20 protein-coding genes and 1 riboswitch are annotated in these 24,992 nt (G+C 54.7%); of the genes, 12 read left to right on the top strand and 8 right to left on the bottom strand.

Translation table 11 applies throughout. The features are described from left to right. Positions 1 to 226: 226 nt before the first annotated feature. The 3 genes from ACN0VL_RS05200 to ACN0VL_RS05190 all read right to left on the bottom strand — a co-directional run bounded on the left by ACN0VL_RS05200 (position 227) and on the right by ACN0VL_RS05190 (position 3,380). A complete protein-coding gene (locus ACN0VL_RS05200; protein WP_417615178.1) occupies positions 227 to 1,363 on the bottom strand; it encodes a MalY/PatB family protein in 1,137 nt (378 codons plus the stop codon). Between the two features lie 60 nt (positions 1,364 to 1,423). Further along, a complete protein-coding gene (locus ACN0VL_RS05195; RefSeq protein ID WP_417615176.1) occupies positions 1,424 to 2,323 on the bottom strand; it encodes a LysR family transcriptional regulator in 900 nt (299 codons plus the stop codon). Positions 2,324 to 2,606: 283 nt separating this feature from the next. Then, positions 2,607 to 3,380: a YciK family oxidoreductase gene (locus ACN0VL_RS05190; protein WP_417615174.1), complete on the bottom strand. Its 774-nt coding sequence runs from the start codon at positions 3,378 to 3,380 to the stop codon at positions 2,607 to 2,609. Positions 3,381 to 3,554: 174 nt separating this feature from the next. On the opposite strand from ACN0VL_RS05190, the gene sohB reads away from it, so the two are divergent. Beyond that, complete coding sequence (gene sohB / locus ACN0VL_RS05185; protein ID WP_417615182.1) at positions 3,555 to 4,574, top strand: protease SohB; 1,020 nt, start codon at positions 3,555 to 3,557, stop codon at positions 4,572 to 4,574. A 147-nt stretch (positions 4,575 to 4,721) separates the two neighbouring features. On the opposite strand, the gene astB is transcribed toward sohB, so the two are convergent. After that, positions 4,722 to 6,059 carry an N-succinylarginine dihydrolase gene (gene astB / locus ACN0VL_RS05180; RefSeq protein ID WP_417615172.1) on the bottom strand — a complete coding sequence of 446 codons (1,338 nt, stop codon included), beginning with the start codon at positions 6,057 to 6,059 and terminating at the stop codon, positions 4,722 to 4,724. Between the two features lie 333 nt (positions 6,060 to 6,392). Here astB and topA point away from each other — a divergent pair, with 333 nt between their 5' ends. Together topA and ACN0VL_RS05170 are read left to right on the top strand one after the other, a co-directional pair. Beyond that, entirely contained in the window at positions 6,393 to 9,023 is a 2,631-nt protein-coding gene (gene topA / locus ACN0VL_RS05175; protein WP_417615170.1) for a type I DNA topoisomerase, read from the top strand. A 178-nt stretch (positions 9,024 to 9,201) separates the two neighbouring features. Continuing rightward, positions 9,202 to 9,381 (top strand): hypothetical protein, encoded by a 180-nt coding sequence (locus ACN0VL_RS05170; protein ID WP_417615169.1) that lies wholly within the window; start codon positions 9,202 to 9,204, stop codon positions 9,379 to 9,381. A gap of 441 nt (positions 9,382 to 9,822) precedes the next feature. Here the strand turns inward: ACN0VL_RS05170 and lysC are convergent, their stop codons facing one another. Continuing rightward, a complete protein-coding gene (gene lysC / locus ACN0VL_RS05165) occupies positions 9,823 to 11,163 on the bottom strand; it encodes a lysine-sensitive aspartokinase 3 (RefSeq protein WP_417615167.1) in 1,341 nt (446 codons plus the stop codon). Positions 11,164 to 11,227: 64 nt separating this feature from the next. Further along, positions 11,228 to 11,399: riboswitch (Lysine riboswitch) on the bottom strand. A gap of 59 nt (positions 11,400 to 11,458) precedes the next feature. Beyond that, on the bottom strand, positions 11,459 to 12,793 hold the full coding sequence (gene argA / locus ACN0VL_RS05160; RefSeq protein WP_417615165.1) for an amino-acid N-acetyltransferase: 1,335 nt from the start codon (positions 12,791 to 12,793) through the stop codon (positions 11,459 to 11,461). Positions 12,794 to 13,089: 296 nt separating this feature from the next. Between argA and nhaD the strand changes: the two genes are divergently transcribed. The 3 genes from nhaD to ACN0VL_RS05145 all read left to right on the top strand — a co-directional run bounded on the left by nhaD (position 13,090) and on the right by ACN0VL_RS05145 (position 17,414). Further along, positions 13,090 to 14,535: a sodium:proton antiporter NhaD gene (nhaD, locus tag ACN0VL_RS05155; RefSeq protein WP_417615163.1), complete on the top strand. Its 1,446-nt coding sequence runs from the start codon at positions 13,090 to 13,092 to the stop codon at positions 14,533 to 14,535. An 802-nt stretch (positions 14,536 to 15,337) separates the two neighbouring features. Continuing rightward, positions 15,338 to 16,327: a DUF1852 domain-containing protein gene (locus ACN0VL_RS05150; protein ID WP_417615161.1), complete on the top strand. Its 990-nt coding sequence runs from the start codon at positions 15,338 to 15,340 to the stop codon at positions 16,325 to 16,327. A gap of 43 nt (positions 16,328 to 16,370) precedes the next feature. Continuing rightward, positions 16,371 to 17,414: a methionine synthase gene (locus ACN0VL_RS05145; RefSeq protein WP_417615159.1), complete on the top strand. Its 1,044-nt coding sequence runs from the start codon at positions 16,371 to 16,373 to the stop codon at positions 17,412 to 17,414. A 206-nt stretch (positions 17,415 to 17,620) separates the two neighbouring features. Here ACN0VL_RS05145 and ACN0VL_RS05140 read toward each other — a convergent pair whose 3' ends face one another. Further along, positions 17,621 to 18,544: a LysR family transcriptional regulator gene (locus tag ACN0VL_RS05140; RefSeq protein WP_417615157.1), complete on the bottom strand. Its 924-nt coding sequence runs from the start codon at positions 18,542 to 18,544 to the stop codon at positions 17,621 to 17,623. Positions 18,545 to 18,670: 126 nt separating this feature from the next. Between ACN0VL_RS05140 and ACN0VL_RS05135 the strand changes: the two genes are divergently transcribed. The 4 genes from ACN0VL_RS05135 to wrbA all read left to right on the top strand — a co-directional run bounded on the left by ACN0VL_RS05135 (position 18,671) and on the right by wrbA (position 21,756). Beyond that, positions 18,671 to 19,165: a DoxX family protein gene (locus tag ACN0VL_RS05135; protein ID WP_417615155.1), complete on the top strand. Its 495-nt coding sequence runs from the start codon at positions 18,671 to 18,673 to the stop codon at positions 19,163 to 19,165. A 99-nt stretch (positions 19,166 to 19,264) separates the two neighbouring features. Next, positions 19,265 to 20,260, top strand: coding sequence for a glutathione S-transferase family protein (locus ACN0VL_RS05130; RefSeq protein WP_417615153.1), 996 nt, complete (start codon positions 19,265 to 19,267; stop codon positions 20,258 to 20,260). Positions 20,261 to 20,287: 27 nt separating this feature from the next. Then, positions 20,288 to 20,986, top strand: coding sequence for a pirin family protein (locus tag ACN0VL_RS05125; protein WP_417615151.1), 699 nt, complete (start codon positions 20,288 to 20,290; stop codon positions 20,984 to 20,986). 170 nt (positions 20,987 to 21,156) lie between these two features. Beyond that, a complete protein-coding gene (wrbA, locus tag ACN0VL_RS05120) occupies positions 21,157 to 21,756 on the top strand; it encodes an NAD(P)H:quinone oxidoreductase (protein ID WP_417615149.1) in 600 nt (199 codons plus the stop codon). A 123-nt stretch (positions 21,757 to 21,879) separates the two neighbouring features. On the opposite strand, the gene ACN0VL_RS05115 is transcribed toward wrbA, so the two are convergent. After that, positions 21,880 to 22,842: a diguanylate cyclase domain-containing protein gene (locus tag ACN0VL_RS05115; RefSeq protein ID WP_417615147.1), complete on the bottom strand. Its 963-nt coding sequence runs from the start codon at positions 22,840 to 22,842 to the stop codon at positions 21,880 to 21,882. Between the two features lie 290 nt (positions 22,843 to 23,132). Between ACN0VL_RS05115 and ACN0VL_RS05110 the strand changes: the two genes are divergently transcribed. Next, a complete protein-coding gene (locus tag ACN0VL_RS05110; RefSeq protein WP_417615145.1) occupies positions 23,133 to 23,720 on the top strand; it encodes a TetR/AcrR family transcriptional regulator in 588 nt (195 codons plus the stop codon). 108 nt (positions 23,721 to 23,828) lie between these two features. Beyond that, a complete protein-coding gene (locus ACN0VL_RS05105; RefSeq protein WP_417615143.1) occupies positions 23,829 to 24,986 on the top strand; it encodes an iron-containing alcohol dehydrogenase in 1,158 nt (385 codons plus the stop codon). Positions 24,987 to 24,992 lie beyond the last annotated feature (6 nt).

The raw sequence follows: 24,992 nt of genomic DNA, 5'->3' as shown, positions 1-24,992 counted from the left end.
GTGGTTGAATGCACCGGTCTTGAAAACCGGCATGGGTTTATAGCCCATCCAGGGTTCAAATCCCTGCTCCTCCGCCATATATACGAATAAGCCCTTGCCATGCAAGGGCTTTTTTGTGTTCATTGATAAATGTTGTGCAGTGTAAATAGTGAAGCGTGAGGCGTAAAAGATAACATCTTCCTCACACCTCACACCTCACACCTCACACCTCACATTCAATTACGGCTTAGCGCTGATGAAGGGCGGTGATCATGCGATCGAGTGCTTCTTCGAGCATAGCGCGGGAGCAGCCAAAGTTAAGCCGTACAAAATCTTTGCCACCAAACTGGCCGCCTGGCGACAAGCCGACGCCGGCCTGTTCAAAAAAGGCCACCGGATCTTCCAGATCAAGCGCACTGATATCAATCCAGGCCAAATAGGTGGCTTCGGGGGACAATACCTTGACGCCGGGCACCTGGTTGAGGCGCTCTACCAGCAAGTCGCGGTTCTGGCGCAGATAAACCAGCTGTGCATCCAGCCAGTCGTCGCCGTCTTGGTAAGCGGCTTCGGCGGCGACAAAGCCCAGCAGGTTCACGTCGGCCATAATACCGCGGGCAGCACGGCTAAAGCGGTTGCGCAGTTCGGCATTGGGAATAATGGCAAACGAGCAGCACAGACCGGCAATGTTGAAGGTTTTGCTCGGTGCCATGAGGATCAGGCTGCGGCTGGCGGCATCGGCGTTAATGGCGGCATAGGGAATATGCGGCTTGCCTTCGTCGAGTAACAGATCGCAGTGAATTTCATCCGAACACACAATCAGGTTATGACGTTCGGCAATTTCGTTGATCGCCTGCAGTTCTTCCCGAGTGTAAATGGTACCCCCCGGATTATGCGGATTGCAGAACAATAACAGGTCACTGTCTTTGGCTTGCTGCTCCAACTGCTCCAGATCGGGTAACCAGCGGCCGTCCTTTTCGATCATTTCTACATAGGCGGCCTTGCGACCATGAAAGCCCGGAGCCTGTAAAAAAGGATAATAGATGGGCTTGGCGGTGATCACGGGGCTATCGGGGGCGCTGAAGGTCTGGCAGGCGAGGTTGAGGGCGGGCACGACGCCTGGCATATAGACCAGCCAGTCGGCTTCTATTTGCCAGTTATAACGCTCGGCCATGCGCTTGATGATCAGCTCGGTCAACTGAGGGCTGGGGCGGCTATAGCCAAAAATGCCGTGTTCAACTCGTTCGGCCATCGCCTTGATGACGGCGGACGGTGCCTTGAACTCAGTATCCGCTACCCACATGGGCAGGATATCGGTGCCTTCATATTTCAGCCACTTGAGAGCACGGGTAGGGCGGCGGTCTATCCACTGATCAAAATCAAACATTGGGGTTCCTTGTCAACTGTTAGACGTTCAGCATAAGGAAGCTGCTTCAAGCTGGCAAGATCAAGCATCGGTTCTGTGTTCATCGGGTACGCCATAGTGATGGCGAATGAGGGTTAACAACAGACTGGCGGCAGGCCCGAGCGGGGTAGTGCGGGGCAGAATCAGGTGGGTAAATCGCTTGCGTAAAGTCTGGTTGGTGACGGGCAGGCGAGTGAGTATTCTGGCCTCGATCAGCGGTGTGACCACATCCTGCGGCAGCCAGGCGAAGCCAACCCCCCGGCGCAGCAAAGACAAGGTATCGTGCAGGTGGTTGATGACCCAGGGCTGCTCCGTGCCTTCCCAGCCTTCTTCGGGCTCGTTACCTTCGGCCAGCACCAGTTCCAGCTCTGCTTCCAGCTCATGGGTGCTCACCTCGTCAAGGATGGCCAGAGGATGGCTCGGGGCGCAAACAGGCACATATACTGTGGTGGTCAGCGGCAGACTGGGGACACTGCTGAAGGCTCGACTCGCAAACACCATATCGGCGGCCTGTTTGTCTACCACCGCCTTGCAACCGGCGGGTTGGGCTTCAAGCAAATGGATGCGGCACCCGCGAGAACGCGCCGAGAAGTCGGCCAGAGCCTGATACAGAGGCTGGCGGGGCAAGGACGCTTCTACTACCAGGCGCAAAATCGGCTCCCAGCCGCTGGCCAATATATCAGCCAGTAATTCCAGTTCCTTTATACCCTGGGTCAGCTTGCGCGAACGGCGTAGAAAAACCTCGCCTTCCGGGGTGAGGTAAGCCTTGCGCCCCTTTACCTCTAATAGCGCCACCCCTAATCCCTGCTGCAGTTTTGCCACGGCATGGTTCAAGGACGACTGACTTTTGTTCAGCGCTTCTGCAGCCTGAACATAGCCGCCATGGTCAACAACTGCCTGAAAAATTCGCCATTGCTCTACCGTACTTTTGGGGCGATACATGCCGGTCACATCCTTTTGACTATCAGCCCGGATCACGCAACCGGGCTTACGTTGAAGACACCTTCCTAGTCAGTGTTAACTAATCCCGCATAACAGGAGTGGTTCTGTCGTCATTCCCGCGAAGGCGGGAATCCAGGGCCTGTGGCGCAGAACAGTCAGCCCGCGCTTCTCCTGCAAAGACACTGGACCCCCCATCCCCGCCGATGCGAGGATGACGTTCCTACGCGAGGGTGACGAGAAAGGAAAGCTAGCCCCAGTGTCCACATCAGTTATGAGATATTACTTATGACGCTGTGCCAGCGCGAGGCCGCACCTTGTCCGGCTGGGCATCAAGAGACTGGCCATTGACCTCCTGACTGTCCCTGCCCATTAAATATAGATAAAGTGGCATGATCTGCTGGGGAGTGCGCAAGGTGGCGGGGTCTTCTCCGGGATAGGCGCGAGCACGCATGTCGGTGCGGGTGGCCCCGGGGTTGATGCAGTTGACCCGCACCGTGGTATTGCTCAGCTCATCGGCCAGTATTTCCATCATGCCTTCGGTGGCAAACTTGGAAATGGCGTAGGTGCCCCAGTAAGCCCGGCCCTGTCTGCCCACACCCGAGCTGGTGTAAATAATGGACGAATGCGGGGTCGCCTTTAACAGCGGTAGCAGCGCCTGGGTCATTAAAAACTGCGACTTGAGGTTAACCTGCATCACCTTGTCCCACTCGTCTTCACCAATCATTTCAAAGGGGCTGAGTACGCTCAGATGACTGGCGTTGAACAAGACACCATCCAGACGACCAAACTGCTGCTTCAGGGTTTCGGCCATGTCTCGATAATGGGCCTTGGTGGCACCGAGCAGATCGAGGGGAATAATCGCCGGCTCCGGGCTGCCTTGAGCCACTAACTCGTCGTAGACCGACTCCAGTTTTTTGACGGTTTTCCCCAGCAACACCACGGTGGCGCCATGAGCACCGTAATCCAATGCGGCCTGGCGGCCGATACCGTCACCAGCGCCGGTGATCAAAATCACTTTATCGTTAAGTAAATCGGAAGCTGCTTGATAATCGTGCATATCGGCTTTGTTCTCTTGGTCAATATCAATGTTATAGGATCAAACCAGACTCTGCGCGGGGATGCTAGTGCTGAAAGCCAAAATCAGGGAAAAAGGCCATTGGTGTTCCCGGTCAAGGCTCTTACAATGGAGCATTAACCTGGCTACACAGTAATATCTCAAGGAAACCTCATGCTGGAATTTTTATATGATTATGGCCTGTTTGCCGCCAAAACCCTGACCTGGGTAATTGCCATTGGTGTGGTGGTGGCCTTGGTTGCGGGGGCGGCCACTCGGCAAAAACGTGGCGGCGACAAGCTGGAAATAGAAGATCTGAGTGCCGATCTGCGCCGTCAGCAGCAGCAATTACAGTTGGCTTCGGCACTCAATGATCACGAGCGAAAGGCGCTGAAACAAGAGTTCAAGCAGGCAGCCAAGGCCGAAAAGAAGCAAACCGAGTCCGGTCCGCGGCTCTATGTGCTCGACTTCAAAGGCAGCATGGATGCCCATGAGGTCAGTGGTCTCAGCCGTGAAATCACCGGGTTGCTACAACTGGCCAAGGCCGGAGATGAAGTACTGTTGCGGCTTGAGTCCGGTGGCGGTGTGGTACATGGCTATGGTCTGGGGGCGGCCGAGCTGGCACGACTGAAAGCCAAGGGCCTGCACCTGACGGTGGCGGTGGATAAAGTGGCCGCCAGTGGGGGTTACATGATGGCCTGTGTGGCCGAGCGGATCATTGCCGCGCCTTTTTCCATTATCGGCTCCATTGGCGTGGTGGCGCAGCTGCCCAACTTCAACAGGTTTCTCAAAAACAAAGACATTGATATCGAGCTGCACACGGCGGGAGCCTACAAGCGCACCCTGACCCTGTTTGGTGAAAATGACGATGAAGGGCGCGCCAAGTTTCGTGAAGAGCTAGAGGTGATTCATCACCGCTTCAAAGACTTTATTGCAGAGAATCGCCCGGCGCTGGCACTGGACGAAGTCGCGACCGGCGAGCACTGGCTGGCAACCGATGCCCATAAACTGGGCCTGGTCGACCAGCTGTCCACCAGCAGTGAGTATTTGCTGGAGCAAAGTGCCAGCAAGCGGGTGATCCGCCTGCACTACCAGCCCAAACAAAGCCTGAAGAACAAACTGGGCAAGGCGGCAGAAGCCGGGGTGAGTCGCGCCGTGGTAAAGCTGCTGGAAGCCGGACAAAGACCCTTTAGCTAAGCACAAGCCACTGTGAGGTGTGAGAGGCAAGGCGTGAGGAGGCGTTCCATATTTGCCAATTCGATGTTTTTGGCACACCTCACACCTCCCCCCTCACACCTCCCCCTCACACCTCCCCCTCACGCCTTACACTTCACACCTCACACTTTATTGCTGAAACGGATACACAGAGCCCAGCTGCAGGATCTGGGTGAGTTCATCCAGTGCCGTGCGTGATTGTTGCAGCAGGGCAGGGTCCCGCAGGTCATTCAGGCTCAAACGATCGCGATAGTGTTGTTCAACCCAGTTATCGAGCTTGGCAAACAGGGCATCGTTCATCAGGCAGGCCGGGTTGACGGCCGCCAGTTCAGCGCTATTCAAGGCCACTCTCAGACGCAGGCAAGCCGGGCCACCGCCGTTACGCATGCTTTGTTTAACGTCAATGAAACGGACTTCCTTGATGGGGGTATTCAAGCCGAGGAGCTTGTCCAGGTAGGCTTTGACACTGGCAGTATTGGCACATTCCGTCGGCGCAATCAGCGCCATGTGCCCGGGCTTGAACGTCACCAGCTGGGTGTTGAACAGGTAACTGGCGATGGCATCTTTCAAGGGAACGTCGGCGCTGGATACCTCAATGAAGTACAGCTGTGTGTCGGGCATTTTCTGGCGAAGGCTCTGCAGCATCGACTGGGTATCGAGAAAGGCTTCCTGATGGTAGAAGAGCACATTCTGGTTACCCACCGCAATCACGTCATTGTGAAATACACCCTGATCGATCACCTTGGGATTTTGCGCAATGAAAATGGTGTTGTCTTCACTCAGGCCATGCAAGCGTGCCACGGCACGGGAGGCCTCCAGGGTTTGGCGGGCCGGATAGCGCTGCGGTGCCGGCTGGCTGGAGTCAAAGGCGCTGCGTCCATAAACGAACAACTCGAGTCCTGCCTGATCATAATCGGCACACAGGCGAGTATGGTTGGCGGCCCCTTCGTCACCAAAGTAGTCATTGGCAGGCAGCGCGGCGTGATGGCAAAAATACCCTTCGTCGGCAAACATCCGCCCCAGGATACGGCCCGTGACCTCATGCTCGATAGAGCGATGAAACTTGTTGGTCAGGTTGGCCGGGGTGAAATGCACGCGACCATCCCGGGTATCGGCACTGGGGGAAACGGTGGCGGCATTGGCGGTCCACATGCTGGACGCCGAACAACAGGCAGCCAGCAGGGCAGGGCTTTCGCGATAGGCCTTTTCCAGCACCTGGGCGTCACTGCCGGCAAAGCCAAGGCGGCGCAAGGTGGCCAGGTCCGGGCGCTCCTGGGGGGCCAGTACGCCTTGCACCAGCCCCAGATCGCTCAGCGTCTTCATTTTTTGCAGCCCTTGTCTGGCGGCCTGCTTGGGGTTGGAATGCTCCTGGGCGTTGTGCTGCGAGGCGACATTGCCATAAGACAGCCCGGCGTAGTTGTGGGTGGGTCCGACCAGACCGTCAAAATTAGCTTCACACTGTGCCATTATATTGTCCTTTTAAACGATTAATACGCCTAAGAAAATTCTACCGCAGGGCATTATAGGTGGATTTATGGAGGAGTTGTAACCTAACATTAACAACAGCCATCAGCTTTATGGTAACAATGCATAAAAAGCGGTCGAACAGGCAACTTAATTAAAAAACCGGTTGATTCCTACTGGTATCAAGGTGTTAATAAGTACATATAAATTCAATTATTTTTTTCCGGCCTTCGCCTGGCAAGTTTGCATTTTACGGCATTTTCACTTATACAGCCGTCATTACCTTGCCGCCGGACCCCGAGTACGGGCCAGACCTTAAGGATTTAAACGGGCTTTATGAGTAAATCGCTGGTTATTGTGGAATCGCCTGCAAAGGCAAAAACCATCAACAAATATCTGGGTAAGGACTTCATCGTCAAATCCAGTGTTGGCCATGTGCGGGATCTGCCTACCGCCGGCTCCTCCGTCGCTAAAAAGGCGGGGGCCAAAAAAACGGATACCAAGCAGCTGAGTCCGGAAGAGAAAGCCAGACTCAAGCAGCAAAAAGAGCAAAAGGCCTTGATTGCCCGCATGGGCATAGACCCTAATAATGGCTGGAAGGCCAACTACCAGGTGTTGCCGGGCAAGGAAAAGGTGGTGAGCGAGCTGCAAAGCCTGGCCGAAAAAGCCGATATCGTTTATCTGGCAACGGATTTGGACCGCGAGGGGGAGGCGATTGCCTGGCACCTGAAAGAGCTGATCGGTGGTGACGAGCAGCGCTTCAAGCGGGTTGTGTTTAACGAAATCACCAAATCGGCCATTCAGGATGCCTTCAGCCAGCCCTCGGAATTAAACCAGAACCGCGTTAACGCCCAGCAAGCCCGTCGCTTTCTGGACCGGGTCGTGGGTTACATGGTGTCGCCTCTGCTGTGGAAAAAAGTGGCCCGCGGCTTGTCTGCCGGTCGCGTCCAGTCGGTAGCCGTGCGCCTGTTGGTAGAAAAAGAGCGTGAAATCAAAGCCTTTGTGCCAGAAGAGTACTGGGATATTCAGGCCGAACTGAGCAACGAGCAGAAGCTGGCGCTGTCGATGGCGGTCGCCAAGTATCAGGGTAAAGAATTCAGGCCCGTTAACGAAGCGCAAACCATGGCGGCGGTTGCCACCCTCAAGGCCAGCGAATTCAAGGTGATCTCCCGGGATGACAAACCCACCCAGAGCAAGCCGCCGGCGCCTTTCATTACCTCTACCCTGCAGCAGGCCGCCAGTACCCGTCTGAGCTTTGGCGTCAAGCGCACCATGATGCTGGCGCAGCGGCTCTATGAAGCCGGCTACATCACCTATATGCGTACCGACTCGACCAACCTGAGCCAGGAAGCGGTCGCCAGTGCCCGTGACTTTATTCAAGAGCAATATGGCCCCAGCTATTTGCCGGAAAACCCAAACGTGTACAGTGCCAAGGGCAATGCCCAGGAAGCGCACGAGGCGATACGGCCTTCCGATGTAACGCTGAATGCCGAGCAGCTCGACGGCATGGAGGCCGATGCCAAGCGCTTGTACGACTTGATTTGGCGTCAGTTTGTGGCGTGCCAGATGGTTCCCGCCCGGTACGACAGCACCACCATTACGGTGGGTGCCGACGATTACGAGCTAAAAGCCCGTGGTCGCATCCTGCGTTTTGCCGGCTGGACCAAGGTGCAGGCGGCGGCTCAGGGCCGCAAGGGCGAAGATACTGTGCTGCCGGCCGTGCAGGCCGGCGAAGTGCTTACATTAGAGCAGCTTGAGCCGAAACAACACTTTACCAAGCCCCCGGCGCGTTTCACCGAAGCGGCTCTGGTGCGGGAGTTGGAAAAACGCGGCATCGGCCGGCCTTCGACCTATGCCTCCATTATTTCGACCATTCAGGATCGCGGTTACGTCAAGGTAGAGAGCCGTCGCTTTTATGCCGAAAAAATGGGCGAAATTGTCGCCGACCGACTGCAGGAAAGCTTTGCCGAGCTGATGAACTATGACTTTACCGCACAAATGGAAAGCAAGCTCGATGAAATTGCCGGTGGTGAACTGAACTGGACCACTGTGCTGGACGCCTTCTATGCCGAGTTCAGCGAAGAGTTGAGCAAGGCGGAGTTGCCGGCAGAAGAAGGCGGTATGCGCGCCAATGAAATGGTGCTGACCGACATCGAGTGCCCGACCTGTGGTCGGGAGATGGGGATTCGTACCGCCAGCACCGGGGTGTTCCTGGGCTGTTCGGGCTATGCGCTGCCGCCCAAGGAGCGGTGCAAGCAAACCATCAACCTGGTGCCCGGTGACGAGTTTGTGCTGGCCAATGATGAAGAAGCCGAGACCGATGCCCTGCGCGCCAAGCATCGTTGTCACAAATGCGGCACCGCCATGGATGCCTATTTGATTGACGACAAGCGCAAGCTGCACGTTTGTGGTCAGAACCCCGACTGCGACGGTTACGAGCTGGAAGAAGGGCAATTCAAGCTGAAAGGCTATGAAGGCCCGGTGATCGATTGCGATCGTTGTGGTGCCGAAATGCAGTTGAAGAATGGCCGCTTCGGAAAATACATGGCGTGCACCAACGAAGAGTGTAAAAACACCCGCAAGATCCTGAAAAGCGGTGAAGTGGCGCCGCCCAAGGAAGACCCGGTGCATTTACCCGAGTTGCCCTGTACCCAGTCCGATGCATATTTTGTGTTGCGCGACGGGGCGGCGGGTATCTTTATGGCCGCCAGCAACTTCCCCAAATCCCGGGAAACCCGGGCGCCATTGGTGGAAGAGCTGGTGCGATTTAAAGACCGGATCTCGCCCAAGTTTCAGTATCTGACCCAGGCGCCAACCGAAGACCCCGATGGCAACAAGGCGGTGGTGCGTTTCAGTCGCAAGAACAAAGAGCAGTATGTGATGACTGAAATCGATAAAAAAGCCACCGGCTGGACGGCCCATTATGTCGATGGCAAGTGGGAACAACGGCAGAAAGGTAAAAAATAATCATTGAGAAGGCCAGCGTATGCGCTGGCCTTCTCGTTTAGAGAAAACGGTGTGCAAGCGACAGGGTACAGGACAGGTCTCTGCGCAAAGACTGGCATAAAAGGAGACTTGGCTGCCCTTAAGGTGAAACGACAAGGACGTTAATTCAATGCAGGCCTGCCTGCTTTCAGGAGTGAATATGGATATTCATGAAGTGCGACCCGGTATGATTTGTCATACTGCCGATGGCTCTGGCTATGTGCTGGAAGTAGATACTCAGAACCAGCTGGTGCTGTTACAGCGAGAGGATGAAACCATTCCTTTCCAGGTCCATGTCAGCGAGCTGATGGATGAGCCGCGACACAGCAAATCCCCCTGATGTTTTGTGGTTAATTAATACCAAACTGAGTAAGTAACTGGTCTATTTAGCTGCTCAGTAAAGGCCGAACGAAGGGGCTACTCCACCGACACGCTGCAAGCACCTCCCTGTGGCGCTCAAACACATGACATCCTTGTCATGTGATGGTCGGTGGAGGAGATCCCTTCATCCTCCCCCAGCTGCGGAGTTGCCTGTAGGTGCTATCTACAGACAACTCGGTGCTTGTGGAGAGGCAACAGAGATCGGCTCCCACGACCGTGAAATGACAGGGATGTCATTTCCCGAGCCCCCAGGGATGGGTTTATGGCGTGTCGTGGGAGCTGACTCTGTTTCCTCTGGTACTCAGCTTCAAAATAGATCATATTTTTACTTAGATTGGTATAACATGCTGCAAAAACGAAAAAAGCCGTCAAATGACGGCTTTTTTATGGCGCTCGCGTGTTACTCCGCGGGAAGCAACTCGGCATGCAAGTCGTTAACTACTTGATTGGCGTTGTCTTCCGGTACCAGGAAGCACAGGTTGTGCGGACTGGCGCCGTAGCAAATCATGCGCACGTTCACGTCTTCCAGCGTTTTAAAGACCCGGGTGCCGGTACCGCTGACTTCGCTCATGCGATTGCCAATCAGGGCGACCAGGGCCAGGCCTTCTTCAACCTTGAGATGGCAGTGCTTGTCCAGCTCGGCCCGCACTTCGTCGGTTAATGCCTCGGCGCCCGAGTCCAGGGTCAGCGACACGCTGATCACCGAGGTGGTAATCAGGTCGACCGAGATTTTATGCTTGGCCAGAATACCAAATACTTCGGCCAGAAAGCCGTGTACCTGAAACATGCTTTGGTTGGTCAGGGTCAGCAATACCTGATTGCGGCGCAATGCCAGAGCACGAAACAGCGGCTGGCTCTCGGTGTTGTTGCGGATCCAGGTCCCCCCGGCTTCAGGCTCCCTGCTCGAGCCGACAAACACCGGAATTTGCTGGCGCACGGCCGGCTGCAAGGTTGCCGGATGCAATACCTTGGCGCCAAAGGTCGCCATTTCCGAGGCTTCGCTGAAGCTGATTTCGGCAATGGGGCGCGCATTGCTGACCAGGCGGGGATCCGTGGTATAGATGCCGGGCACATCGGTCCAGATTTGTACCGCGATAGCGTCCAGCGTTTCGGCCAGCAAGGCTGCAGAAAAGTCGCTGCCGCCCCGGCCCAGCGTAGTGGTCCGACCGTCCTGGGCCGCACCAATAAAGCCTTGGGTGATCACTAACTGATTCGAGGCTAATGGCTTGAGCTCTTTTTCAACCTCGGCCTGCAACGTGGCCAGATCGGGGGTGGCACGGCTGAAGCGGTCGTCGGTACGCATCACCTTGCGCACATCAAACCACACGGCAGGCGTGCCGCGATGGCGCAACAGCTCGACAAACAAACGGGTCGACATCAGCTCGCCTTGCGCCACAATTTCATCGTGCAGGGCCTTGGTGGGGCTGATGGCGGCGCTATCGGCCAGCTCTTTGATATGTATCAGAATATCTTCGATATGCCGAGTCAGCATCTCGGGCTTGTCCAGGCTGTTCAGAATGCCTTGCTGGATCTCGGTTAACTGTTGCAGCAACGCTGCGCGCGAGTCGGGCTGATGTTCCCCCGATGCCAGCGCCACTAAGATGTTGGTTACGCCAGAGCTGGCGCTGAGTACCGCTAAACGGGTATCGGGATTTTGTTCGAGAATGGCGGCACAGCGGTGCATGGCTTGTGCATCCACCACGCTGGTTCCACCAAATTTAGCAACGGTTAACTGACTCAAGTGCAGCTCCTTGAAAAGGTGCGGTAATAACAAATAACGGGAAACGGCTGCAGGGACGGAAAGGTCACTTAGAAGCACGCCACCCCTAGGTGACAACCCGAAGGATTCAGCCCTCGTAGCCGAGCAAGAAACGCAATCCCCATTGCTTGCTCTCGGCGTTATTTCCCCTGACCGGCGATCACTAGAGTGGATGCTCTTTCTGCCGGCTGCCTGAATAACGCGCCTCTTCTCCCCAATAGCGGGGCACCACATAAGTACTGATTCTGCCGATGGCTGTCAATCATTAAGTGGTAAATTAACGGTTAACCAAGTCTTTCATCATGATTTTAGAGCGGCGCTGATAATTATACAGCGCCTGTTTGCCCATGGGCAGCGCACTGACGTCGACCGGCTCGAACCCGCGTTCTCTAAACCAGTGAATAGAGCGGGTGGTCAGGATGAACAGTTTACTCATGCCGCGTTTTCTGGCCTGGTCCTCGACTTTATGCAGCAGCATGTCGCCGCGGCTACCGCGACGGTAGTCGTGATGAATGGCCACACAGGCCATTTCTGCCATCGCTTCGTCAGGGAAGGGATACAGGGCCGCACAGCCGATAATGGCCCCGTCCTTTTCAATGATGGTGAACTGATCGACTTCCATTTCCAGCTGCTCGCGAGAGCGGCGCACCAGAATGCCTTCTTCTTCCAGCGGACGGATCAGGTCCAGAATGCCGCCAATATCGTCAATGCGCGCCTGGCGGGCCTGCTCGGCACTCTGGCTGACTAACTGAGTGCCCAGGCCGTCTCGGGTAAACAGCTCCTGAATCAGGGCGCCATCTTCCTTGTAGCTGACCAGGTGGCTGCGGGGCACACCGGAGCGACAACTGGAAATGGCCGCCCGCAGGTAACGCGCGGTGCCAGAGAGCGTGTCGCCGTCGGCCAGCAGCCGTTGCAGATGTTCTTCTGCCTGCTCGGGAAAGAGCTCGGGTATCGCCATTCCTTCTTCATCCAGCACGCCGTGCTGCGAACAAAAGCCGATTAGCTTGGTGGCTTTCAGCTCGATGGCCAGCCGACGGGCCAGCTCTTCGGAAGACAGGTTGAAACTTTCACCGGTTACCGAAAAACCGATAGGGGAGATCAACACGGTGGCGCCGTTGGCCAGCTGATGATGAATGGTATCGGTATGAATGCGGCGCACGCGGCCCGAATGCTGGTAGTCAACGCCTTCATCCACGCCCAGGGGCTGAGCGGTCACAAAGTTGCCGGTGACCACGTTGATGCGTGCGTTTTGCATCGGGGTGTTAATCAGCCCCATCGACAGGCGCGCCATTATATCCATCTGCAAGCCACCGCATACATCCTTGATGATGCGAAAGCTGTGCTCGTCCGTCACCCGGGCGTGCTTGTGAAATACATTTTCCAGGCCCGCTTCTTCCAGGCCCCGATCAATTTGCGGGCGGGCACCAAACACGATCACCAGCCGGATGCCGAGGCTGGTGAGCAACGCGATATCGCTGATGATATTGGGAAAGTTGTCCTGATCGATGGCCTCGCCGCCCAACATAACGACGAAGGTTGAGCCCCGATGAAGATTGACATAGGGGCTGGACTGACGAAATGCTTTTACCAAAGCCGCATCGGTATCGCGCACGGAGAATCCTTTAAAGTGGCAGTCATATAAAGGTGCATAATCGTGAAAATTAATGCAAAAAACAAGACTAAATATTTACTTTGGCGCCACATTCTCATCTGCAACGGGCGATGCCGTAGCAGAATACCCATCGGAAAGGGCCCCCGGTACAGCACATTTAGATTTTAAAAGTGCGAGCGGGTACCAATAATGCGGCCTGTCTTGGTAGGGGCTTTATGTTAGTCTTCAAACGAGGGATGACGGTAGAATCAACCTCACTCGTAGCTATAGCCAAAATACCAAAAGCGAGAAAAAAAATGCAAAGGAAACTGTGCTTATTCACTCTTGGGGGGCTGATAGCACTGTTCAGCACCTCGGTTTTTGCGGCTGAGGCGCCGCTTGATTTAACTCGTACTTCGGTCGGCATCTTTGCCGTGATTGTCTTCGTTGTTGCTTACCTGCTGGTCATGGGTGAAGAATATCTGCACCTGCGCAAATCCAAGCCCGTGCTCGTTGCGGCCGGCATCATATGGGTTGCCATTGGCTGGACCTATATTAATCATGATATTCCCGGTTTAACGGAAGAGGCGTTTCGGCATAACTTGCTGGAGTATGCCGAGCTGCTGCTGTTCCTGCTGGTGGCCATGACCTATATCAATGCCATGGAAGAGCGGGGGCTGTTTGATGCGCTGCGTGTCTGGATGGTGCGTAAGGGCTTCAGTTATCAATCCTTGTTCTGGCTCACCGGTTGGCTGGCGTTTTTTATCTCTCCCGTTGCCGACAACCTGACCACGGCGTTATTGATGTGTGCCGTGGTGATCAAGGTGGGGGAAGGAGACAAGCGCTTTATCAATCTGTGCTGCATCAACATAGTGGTGGCGGCCAACGCCGGAGGTGCCTTCAGCCCCTTTGGCGACATTACCACCCTGATGGTATGGCAAGCCGGCATCATCAAGTTCAACGAATTCTTTATTCTGTTTATTCCGGCGGTACTCAACTATTTGGTGCCGGCCATAGTGATGAGCTTTTATATCGAGAAGCGTCGTCCGGCGGCGGTGTACGAAAATACGGTGCTAAAACGCGGCGCGTTTCGTATCGTGTTGCTGTTTTTATTGACGGTAGCGACCGCCGTTGCCTGCCACAGTCTGCTGAACCTTCCTCCGGTGCTGGGCATGATGACGGGCTTGGGGTATTTGCAGTTTTTTGGCTACTACTTGCGCCAGACGCTCCCCAGTTCGCTTGCCCGCAAGCGGGTGATGGCAGAAAAGCGGGGCGATGAAGAAGCCCTCAAACGCCTGGGCAGCGTGGTGCCCTTTGACGTATTCAGCCGGGTAGCCCGGGCCGAGTGGGATACCTTACTGTTCTTTTATGGGGTGGTAATGTGTGTGGGTGGCCTTGGCTTTATGGGCTATCTGGCGTTGGTATCCGAGGTGCTGTATGGCGGCTGGGATGCGGTCTATGCCAATATTGCCCTGGGGGTCGTCTCGGCCGTGGTGGATAACATTCCGGTGATGTTTGCAGTGCTGACCATGGAGCCGGAAATGTCCCATGGTAACTGGTTACTGATCACCTTGACGGCCGGTGTGGGCGGCAGCCTGTTGTCGGTCGGCTCGGCGGCGGGGGTAGCGTTAATGGGCCAGGCGCGCGGCATGTACACCTTTTTTGGTCACCTGAAGTGGACACCGGTGATCTTTCTCGGTTATGTGGTCAGTATTCTGGCTCACCTGTGGTTAAACGCCGACAGCTTCAAGGTGTTCGGTTAACCCATAGCGATACCATTGAAATAAAGGCCCCTGAACGCCACAGCGTCAGGGGCCTTTTTCACCCCCTCCCCCCTCATACCAAACTGAGTAAGTAACTGGTCTATTTAGCTGCTCTGGAAAGGCCGAACGAAGGGTCTACTCCACCGACACGCTGCAAGCACCTCCCTGTGGCGCTCAAACACATGACCTCCTTGTCATGTGATGGTCGGTGGAGTAGATCCCTTCATCCGCCCCCAGCTGCGGAGTTGCCTGTAGGTGCTATCTACAGGCAACTCGGTGCTTGTGGAGAGGCAACAGAGATCGGCTCCCACGACCGTGAAATGACAGGGATGTCATTTCCCGAGCCCCCAGGGATGGGTTTATGGCGTGTCGTGGGAGCTGACTCTGTTTCCTCTGATACTCAGCTTTAAGATAGATCATATTTTTACTTAGATTGGTATCACTCAGGTTCCGATCTCCTGATGGAGGTGCCTCTGACCTCCGGGCTAGCGCGGCATCTGCAAGCACGGCCAAACCGTGAACCTGGCATACCGTGACCAGAAGAGTGCTCGTTTACAGGAAACCATGAGCCTGGCTCATCTATTGATGAAATAAAATCATTTTTGTTCATGTAATTGCCCCTGTATAACATATCTAAGCTTAGCTCTAGACATCTGGACTTCTAGATAGAATTGCAGTGGATTGTTAATCAGATGAGCAACCAGAAAAGACTGCGCAGCTCGCCGGTTAAAAAGCCAGCAACTCCAGAAAGAGCAAGGAATAAATTCAGATTTTATCTCGGAAAATTGGATGCCAGATCACTATGAGTAACGACTTTACATTCGCTATAAAAAGCATTGGTTTCGATGAAAATTATCAGCCCTCGGACAATACGCGTATCACTACCAACTTTGCCAATTTGGCTAGAGGAGAGAGCCGCCAAGAGAACTTGCGCAACGCCTTAAAGATGATTGACAATCGTTTCAATGCCTTGGCGCATTGGGATAACCCCACAGGGGATCGTTACTCTGTCGAACTTGAAATCATTTCCGTGGATATGGATATTAACAATGATCACAATGGCAGTGAGCGTACCTTTCCTACCATTGAAATATTGAAAACAAACATTGTTGATCACAAAACCAACAAGCGCATTGAAGGCATAGTGGGAAATAACTTTTCCTCTTATGTGCGAGACTATGACTTTAGCGTATTGTTACTGAACCATAACAAGGGAAAACCCGAATTTAGTATTCCGGATAACTTTGGTGATCTGCATGGTAAGCTCTTCAAGTGTTTTGTTAACTCAGACACCTACAAGCAGAAATTTATTAAACCACCGGTTATATGCCTCAGCATTTCGGATAAGGTGACCTATCATCAGACTGGAAACCAGCACCCCATATTAGGTGTTGAATATCAGCCAAGTGAATCATCTTTGACTGAAAAGTATTTTAGTAAAATGGGGCTGGAAGTTCGCTATTTCATGCCACCCAATAGCGTTGCGCCTCTGGCTTTTTACTTCTATGGCGATTTGCTTAATGATTACAGTAATCTTGAGCTCATCAGCACCATTAGCACGATGGAAACCTTTCAAAAAATTTACCGACCCGAGATTCATAATGCTAATGCTGCGGCAGGAAAGAGCTATAAACCCAATTTGAAGAATCCGGATCATTCATCGACTCGAATTGTTTATGATCGAGAAGAGCGTAGCATGTTAGCTATCAAGCAGGGAAAAGTGGCTGAGGAGAACTTCATCAAGCCATACCAAGCTGTCCTTGAGCAGTGGTCTGCTAGCTACGCTTCCTGAACTCGGGCTTTATAATTAACTAAAATATAAAACGGTATTTATTATGAAAAAATTATTACCTACTTCAACTGCGGGAAGCTTACCCAAACCTTCCTGGCTTGCACAACCTGAGACACTTTGGTCACCCTGGAAATTGCAGGACGAAGAATTAATTGCTGGTCAACACGATGCTTTACGTGTGTCGTTGCAAGAACAGCAACAAGCAGGTGTTGATATTGTCAGTGATGGCGAGCAAACACGCCAACATTTTGTGACTACCTTTATTGAACACCTTGACGGTGTTGATTTTGAAAAACGCAAGACCGTTAAAATTCGTGATCGCTATGATGCCAGTGTACCGACGGTCGTGGGTCCAGTGAGTCGCCCAAAGTCGGTTTTTGTTGAAGATGCCAAGTTTTTACGTCAGCAAACCAAGCAACCCATTAAATGGGCCCTGCCAGGTCCCATGACGATGATAGATACGCTTTATGATGACCATTATAAAAGCCGCGAAAAACTGGCCTGGGAATTTGCCAAAATACTCAACCAGGAAGCCAAGGAGCTAGAGGCGGCTGGTGTGGATATTATCCAGTTTGATGAACCTGCATTTAATGTCTTTTTTGATGAGGTAAATGACTGGGGAATTGCAGCCTTAGAAAGAGCCATTGAAGGCCTTAAGTGTCAAACGGCTGTGCATATTTGCTATGGTTATGGCATTAAAGCCAATACGGATTGGAAAAAGACATTAGGCTCCGAGTGGAGACAGTACGAAGAGGTCTTTCCCAAGCTGCAAAAGTCTAATATCGATATTATCTCGTTAGAATGTCACAACTCTCATGTTCCAATCGAGCTGCTTGAACTCATACGAGGTAAAAAGGTGATGGTAGGAGCCATTGATGTGGCAAGCAATCGCATTGAGACGCCAGAAGAGGTCGCCAATACGCTACGAAAAGCCCTTGAGTTTGTAGATGCCGACAAGCTCTACCCTTGTACCAACTGTGGCATGGCACCCTTATCTCGTGACGTCGCAAGAGGCAAGCTAAATGCCTTGAATGCAGGAGCAGAAATCATCCGCAGAGAGCTCGCGACCCAGGCCGTTGTTTCCTGAATCGGGGAACTCTCTGTCGCAGCTCATAGCCGGGTACTGATACCAAACACATTAAACAACGGTTCAGATATTGGGTCGGAGCACCAGCGATACGGGCATCCTTCACCGCCGTGAGCCGAACAACGCGGCTAACCGGCTTGACTAATGAGCCGATTAGCCATTTATTCGGCTCATTACTTGATTAAAAGGCGGTCATAGCAAGCATATTAAACCCCTGCTCTGATAAGTGTGCCAAGGGCGGGGGCGAACTGCATCTGTTTGAGGCGGTCGACAAGCCACTTGAGTCCTTTCCCTGTATCACCACGATGCCAGGCGACCGATATTTCTACCGGTGGTCGTGGCGCATCCACGGTTAACAGCTCCAGTTTCCCTTCGGCCAGTTCCTGCATAATTCGGTGTCGCGGCAAATAGCCGACGCCCAGCCCTTTGCACTGTGCCTCTATCTTGTGCCCTATGGTCGGCACTATAATTCGGCTGCGACCATCCAGCAGCCCGGAGGAGCGGACGGGTAAACACCGTGAGCTGTCGGCCACTATCACAGTCGGGTAGTCCTGGATCGCACTCGCCGGCAGCGGCATGGGCAGTTGGGTCAGCGGATGACCGGCGGCTACCGCAAACTCAAAGTCCACCTTCCCCAACGAGTGAAGGGCGAACCCCGTAGCAGGGGGAGCCCCTTCGGCCCCAATCACCAGGTCACAACGATCGTCACTTAATGCATCCCAGCTGCCGCCGAGCACTTCTTCACTCAGGCGTATTTCGGTCTTGGGCTGTACCTGCTGAAAGGCTTCAATCAGCTCATAAACAGGATCGCAGCTCAGTACGCTGTCGATACAGATCCTGAGCTCGGCTTCCCAGCCGTCCGCCGCCTGGCGGGCCAGTGCCGTCAATTCCTCGGAGGCCTTGAGAATGTGCCGGCCCTGCTCCAGCACCAGGCGCCCTGTGGCGGTCAGCTCAGCTTTACGCCGACTGCGGTCAAAGAGCGCGACCCCAAGATCCTCTTCCAGCTTGTTGATGGTGTAGGAAACGGCGGACGGCACACGGTGCAACTCTTCGGCGGCGGCGGCAAAGCTTTGGCGGCGCTCTATCGCATCGAGTGTCTGCAGTGCATCAAGAGTGATCAGCGAAATCATAGTTCAGTTTTCCTGATGATAAAGGTCAAATTGTTCCGCTATTAGTTGCTAACTCTTTTAAATATAGTAGTTCCATTGAACAGCAGAACTGATATTACCTCATTGATATTACTGGGAGCTAACAGCATGAGCAAAGATCTTGTCCACCGTACTCTGGTCACCGACAACAGCTTCACCAGCCTGGCACTTCGTGTTCCGGCGGGCATCATGTTCGTCGCCCATGGCGCTCAAAAACTGTTCGGCAGCTTCGGCGGCTACGGTCTGGAAGGCACCGGGCAGTGGATGGCATCCATCGGCCTGGAGCCGGGCTACCTGATGGCGCTGGCAGCAGGTAGTGCCGAGTTCTTTGGTGGTCTCGCCCTGCTCACTGGCCTGCTGACCCGGCCCGCGGCCTTCGTGCTGGCGATCACCATGCTCGTCGCCATCATCACGGTTCACCTTGCCAATGGACTCTTCATGAGCAACAACGGCTATGAATTCGGCCTTGCTCTGCTCAGCATCTCGGTGGCATTGGTGTTTAACGGGGGCGGCAAGTGGTCGCTGGATCGCAAGCTGAGTGACATGACGAATAAAGACGGCGCCGAGCCAGGCCGCTCGCCATCACCGAGCTCAGGCGCATAACACCACTGCCCACTCAATATCGATTATGCTCATTACAGTCGCGCCAGGGGAGAGAAACTCCTCTGGCCCATATATTCAAATATAAACGGAGGCACCAACATGGGCCTGCTTGTAAATGGACACTGGGTAGACCAGTGGTATGACACCAAATCCAACAACGGTCGCTTCGCGCGCAGCGAGTCGCAATTTCGCAACTGGATCACCGCCGACGGCAGTGCCGGCCCGACCGGTGAAGCCGGGTTCAAGGCCGAAGCCGGACGCTATCATCTATATGTTTCCCTGGCCTGCCCCTGGGCACACAGAACGTTGATTTTTCGTAAACTGAAAGGGCTGGAGTCGATGATTTCGGTATCCGTGGTCAACCCGTTAATGGGTGAGCATGGCTGGACCTTTGACGCGGACGACGGCGTGGTGGCCGATCCCCTCTTTCAGGCACAGTACATGCACCAGATTTATACCGCCGCCGACCCCGAGTACACCGGGCGTGTGACCATTCCGGTGCTATGGGATAAAAAACAAAACCGCTTTGTCAGCAACGAGTCTTCCGAGATTATCCGTATGCTGAATTCGGCTTTCGACGGCATCGGCGCCAAGCCCGGCGATTATTATCCAGAGGCGCTGCGCACCGAGATTGACAGTCTCAACGCCCAAATCTACGACCAGGTAAACAACGGGGTCTACAAGGCCGGGTTCGCCACCACTCAGGAAGCCTATGAGCAGGCGGTATTCCCCTTGTTCGAGGCCTTGGATGAACTGGATCAGCGCCTGTCGACACGGCGTTACCTGCTCGGCGAACAGATCACCGAAGCAGACTGGCGCTTGTTTACCACGCTTATCCGTTTTGATCCCGTGTATCACGGCCACTTCAAGTGCAACCTGAAGCAGATCCAGGATTATCCGCATCTGGCCGGTTATGTGCGAGAGCTGTACCAGTGGCCTGGCGTGGCCGAGACGGTCAACATGAAACATATCAAAGAGCACTATTACCGCAGCCACGCCACCATCAATCCAACCGGTGTGGTGCCGGCAGGCCCGGTATTGAATCTCGATGGCCCCCACGGTCGCGAGCAACTCACGCCACGTCAGGCTAACTGAGAAGCAAGTTAAGCAGGAGGTTCTGCAATGATCGAACTACGACCCCACCGCGAACTGGGCGGCGCCCACCATGGCTGGCTGGATACCCGCCACCATTTTTCCTTTGCCGAATATTACGATCCAGAGCGCATGCATTGGGGAAATCTCAGAGTCTGGAATGACGACACTATTGCTGCACATTCGGGCTTTCCGCGCCATCCGCACCGCGACATGGAAATCATCACTTATGTGCGAAAGGGTGCCATTACCCACCAGGATAATCTCGGCAACCGGGGCCGAACCGAAGCCGGTGACGTACAGGTGATGAGCGCCGGAACGGGTATTGCACACAGCGAGATGAATGAAGAGGACGAGACGACTCAAATCTTCCAGATATGGATCATGCCCAATGAAACCGGCCTGCCGCCGACCTGGGGCACCAAGCCGTTTCCCAGGGGCGAGCGCAGCGGATCTTTTGTCACCCTCGCCAGCGGCCTGCCCGGTGAGACCGAGGCGCTGCCAATCCGCGCCAATGCACGTTTGGTCGCCGCCACCCTGGAGGCAGGTCAAAACACCGAATATAAGATCGCGGCCGGCCGCAAAGTCTATCTGGTGCCGGCCAGCGGCCAAATCGAAGTGAACGGCGTGGTGGCCACTGCCGGCGACGGCGTTGCCATTCGCGATGAACTCCTGCTGAAGGTCAGTGCCCGGCAAGACAGCGAAATCGTGCTGGTGGATGTGGCATAAGCAAGGAGCCCGGCTTGTTGGTTCCCGGATATAAACTACATTGAAGGGGCGTGTTCCCGCCTCCTCCAACGCTGAATGGAGTGTTCCCGATGGGATTACTTGGTGATCTGCTCGCCCGCATCACAAGAGCTACAGATACAAATCAAACCACACCGAAAGAGGACGTAAAAATGACTAAGGTTCTGGTTCTTTATTATTCCATGTACGGCCACATGGAAACCATGGCGCACGCCGTCGCCGAAGGCGCTCGTGCCGTCGCTGGAGTGGAGGTAACGGTGAAGCGTGTACCGGAAACCATGAATGCCGAAGCGTTCAAGGCGGCCGGCGGCAAGGTTGATCAAGATGCGCCCGTCGCCACGCCGGCGGAACTGGCGGAGTACGATGCCATCATAGTGGGCACGCCCACTCGCTTCGGCAACATGTCCGGTCAGATGCGCACCTTCTTCGACCAGACCGGCGGTCTTTGGGCCAATGGCAGCCTGGCCGGCAAAGTAGCCAGCGTATTCACTTCGACCGGCACCGGTGGCGGGCAAGAGATGACGATCACCTCTACCTGGACCACGCTGGCGCACCACGGCATGATCATCGTCCCCATCGGCTATACCACGCCAGCGCTGTTTGATATTTCCCAGGTCGGTGGCGGCACACCCTACGGCGCCTCGACCATTGCCGGCGGCGATGGCTCGCGCCAACCAGACGAGCGTGAGCTGGGTATCGCCCGTCATCAGGGTGAACATGTCGCGAAAATTACAGCCAAGCTTAACGCTTAACAGCCCCTCTCGGCGCCCCTGGAAGGATATACTCCTCCAGGGGCGCCGATGACTTTCCTTCAAGGTTTACTCCCGCCGCGAGCAGACTTTCGTAGTCACGGCCAATGCATATCAAATCAGACCCTAGCGCTTGTGCTCTTTCTTCTGCTCGTACTGCAGCGCATCCGCTCGTGCCATCAGGGTTTCGATATCACTGCTGTCGTCACTTTTCTGGATGGCGTAGCCGGCGCTGTACTTCAGATCATAGCCCCGTGCCGCTTCTGTGTTGTACTGATCCACCGCTCGCTGAAAGCGTTTAAGTACCAGTTGTATGTACTCCTCTCCGGTACCGGTCAACAGCACCACGAACTCATCTCCTCCCACCCGGGCAAACACATCCGACTCACGGAAACTTGCCCGCAGCAGATTGGCAAAGGCGATCAGTGCGATATCACCCTCGGCATGGCCAAAGGTATCATTAATAGGCTTGAAGTCGTCCAGATCGAAAAATACCAGCGTCGCCGACTGCCGATGGCGCCGGCACATGGCCAGGGCATGCTGGGCCAGCGAGATAAAGCCGCGGCGATTGGAAATGGCGGTCAGTTCATCCAGGGTCGCCAGCTGCAATGCGGCAATTTCCTGCTCGGCCATGGCTGCCAGATCCCGGAGCAGCTGCTGGTCTTCCTCGTCCATCACCCTTGGCTTGTCATCAATCAGGCACAGGGTGCCCATCTTGTGGCCATTGGCAACCCGCAACGGGCAGCCGGCATAAAAACGAATGTTTGGTGCCTCCGTTACCAGCGGATTGTCGTGGAAGCGTTCATCTTCGATGGCGTCGGGTATTAAAAACAGCCCCTCCCCCAGAATGGCATGACCACAGAAGGAAAGATCTCTTGGGGTCTCGGTTGCATCTAGCCCCTGGGCCGACTTGAACCACTGTCGGTCGCTGTCGATGATGCTGACCAGCGCGATAGGCACACCAAACATGCGCTTGGCCATGCGGGTGAGGCGATCAAAACGTTCTTCAGGGGCAGAATCAAGGATTTTGAGCGCCCGCAGGGTCTCAAGGCGCTGGGCTTCATCGGCCGGGATTTTGGGTGGTTTCATCTCGTTAATTCCATTTATCCAAGAAGTGATGCCATTCAAAATAGCACAAACCCAAGGATATACTCGGGTCTACCAGAGATAAAAACAATTAAAAACAATGTGTTAAAAAATAAAGCCATAAAAGCATTTATAATTATCAGGCGATCGGCTTGCTGCGTCGCAACAGATAACGCAGCCCCTACCTGCTAGCGACAGCAGGTAGGGGCAGATTTAACGGCTGCAGCCTGTAAAATGGAGACATTGACAAGAAACACTAGACGACTGGTCTAATTGAAACTAAGATACTCGCCATGAACGCAAAACATCAAGATACCCGCCAGCATTTGCTGAACATCGGCCGCGAGACGCTCGCCGCTCGGGGCTTCAGCTCGGTTGGACTCAGCAGTCTGCTGCAGCAAGCCGGCGTACCCAAGGGCTCCTTTTATCACTACTTCAAGTCGAAGGAGCAGTTTGGCCAAGCGCTGCTGGAAGATTATTTCCATTTTTATCTGGCGGAACTCGACCAGCTGTTCAGCCAGCCCAGCCTGAGTAGTCAACAGCAGTTGATGAGCTACTGGAGTGAATGGCAACGTCGCTATTGTGGCCCGGAAAGCCGCAGCGACTGCCTGGTGGTCAAGCTGAGTGCCGAAGTGGCGGACTTGTCGGAGCCGATGCGGCTCACCTTAAAAGCCGGTACCAACAAGGTCATAGAACGTATTACCCGCTGTATTGAAGCCGGGTTGAGTGATGGCTCCTTGCAGTCTGCGCAGCCCGCTTTTCTGGCCACCAGCCTGTATCAGTTGTGGCTCGGCGCCAGCTTGCTGACCAAGCTGCATCGCGACGAACAACACATGGATCTGGCCATGCAGATGACTCGCCAGCTGCTCAACGCCGAGTAGTTTGTTATTGCGATAAGCTCGCCTATGGTGCGAGCTTTTTTTACATCATTTAACTAGACGACCGGTCTAATTTAATTTTTTATCATTAACACGAAACGAAGGTAACTCATGCAGGATTTCAGCTTTTACAACCCGACCCGTATTGAATTTGGCGCCGGAAAAATTGCCAGCCTGAACCAGCTGGTACCGGCCGATGCCCGCGTGCTGGTGTTGTTTGGCGGCGAAAGCGCTCGCCGCACCGGCACCCTGGACGAAGTCACCGCCGCCCTGGGTGAGCGCGAAGTACAGCTGTTTGGTGGCATAGAACCCAACCCCAGCTTCGAGACCCTGATGGAAGCGGTGGCACTGGTACGCAATAACGATATCGACTTTCTGCTCGCGGTCGGCGGTGGCTCGGTGATCGATGGCACCAAGTTCGTGGCTGCCGCCGCCCTGTTCGAAGGCGATGCCTGGGAAATTCTGCAACAAGGCGGCCAGAACATAGAGCGCGCCCTGCCCTTTGGTAGCGTGCTGACCCTGCCGGCCACCGGCTCCGAGATGAACAAGGGAGGGGTGATTACCCGCAAGGCGTTGCAAGCCAAACTGCCCTTCATGAGCGAATTGGTGTTCCCGCGCTTTTCCGTGCTGGATCCGGTCAAGACCTACACCCTGCCCACCCGTCAGGTGGCCAACGGCGTGGTCGATGCCTTTATTCACGTCATGGAGCAATACCTGACCTATCCGGCTCAGGCACCGGTGCAGGATCGCTTCGCCGAAGGGCTGCTGCAAACCCTGATTGAAATCGGCCCCCAGACCCTGGCCGAGCCAGAAGACTACCAAACCCGCGCCAGCCTGATGTGGACCGCCACCCTGGCCTTGAATGGTCTGATTGGTGCCGGTGTACCACAAGATTGGGCCACCCATATGCTGGGCCACGAACTTACCGCTTTACACGGTCTGGATCATGCGCAAACCCTGGCCATTATACTGCCGGAAATGCTGCGCCAGCGTAAGGCGACCAAACTGGGCAAGCTGGTGCAATATGCCGAGCGCGTGTGGGATATCCGTGAGGGCAGCGACCATGAAAAAGCCGAAGCCGCCATCGAGAAAACCCGTGCTTTCTTCGAGTCGGTCGGCGTCAAGACCCGCCTCGGCGACTATGGTCTGGGTGCCGATCATATCGACCCCATCATCGACAGCCTGCAAAGCCACGGCATGGTGGCCCTGGGCGAACACGGCGATATCACCCCCGAACACTGCCGTCAAATACTGTTAGCCAGCCTGTAATCTGCC

It is taken from the genome of Oceanisphaera sp. (assembly GCF_048268965.1).
Taxonomy (GTDB): domain Bacteria; phylum Pseudomonadota; class Gammaproteobacteria; order Enterobacterales; family Aeromonadaceae; genus Oceanimonas.
Note: the sequence above shows the minus strand (reverse complement) of the source record. Positions and strands in the feature narration are given on the sequence as shown.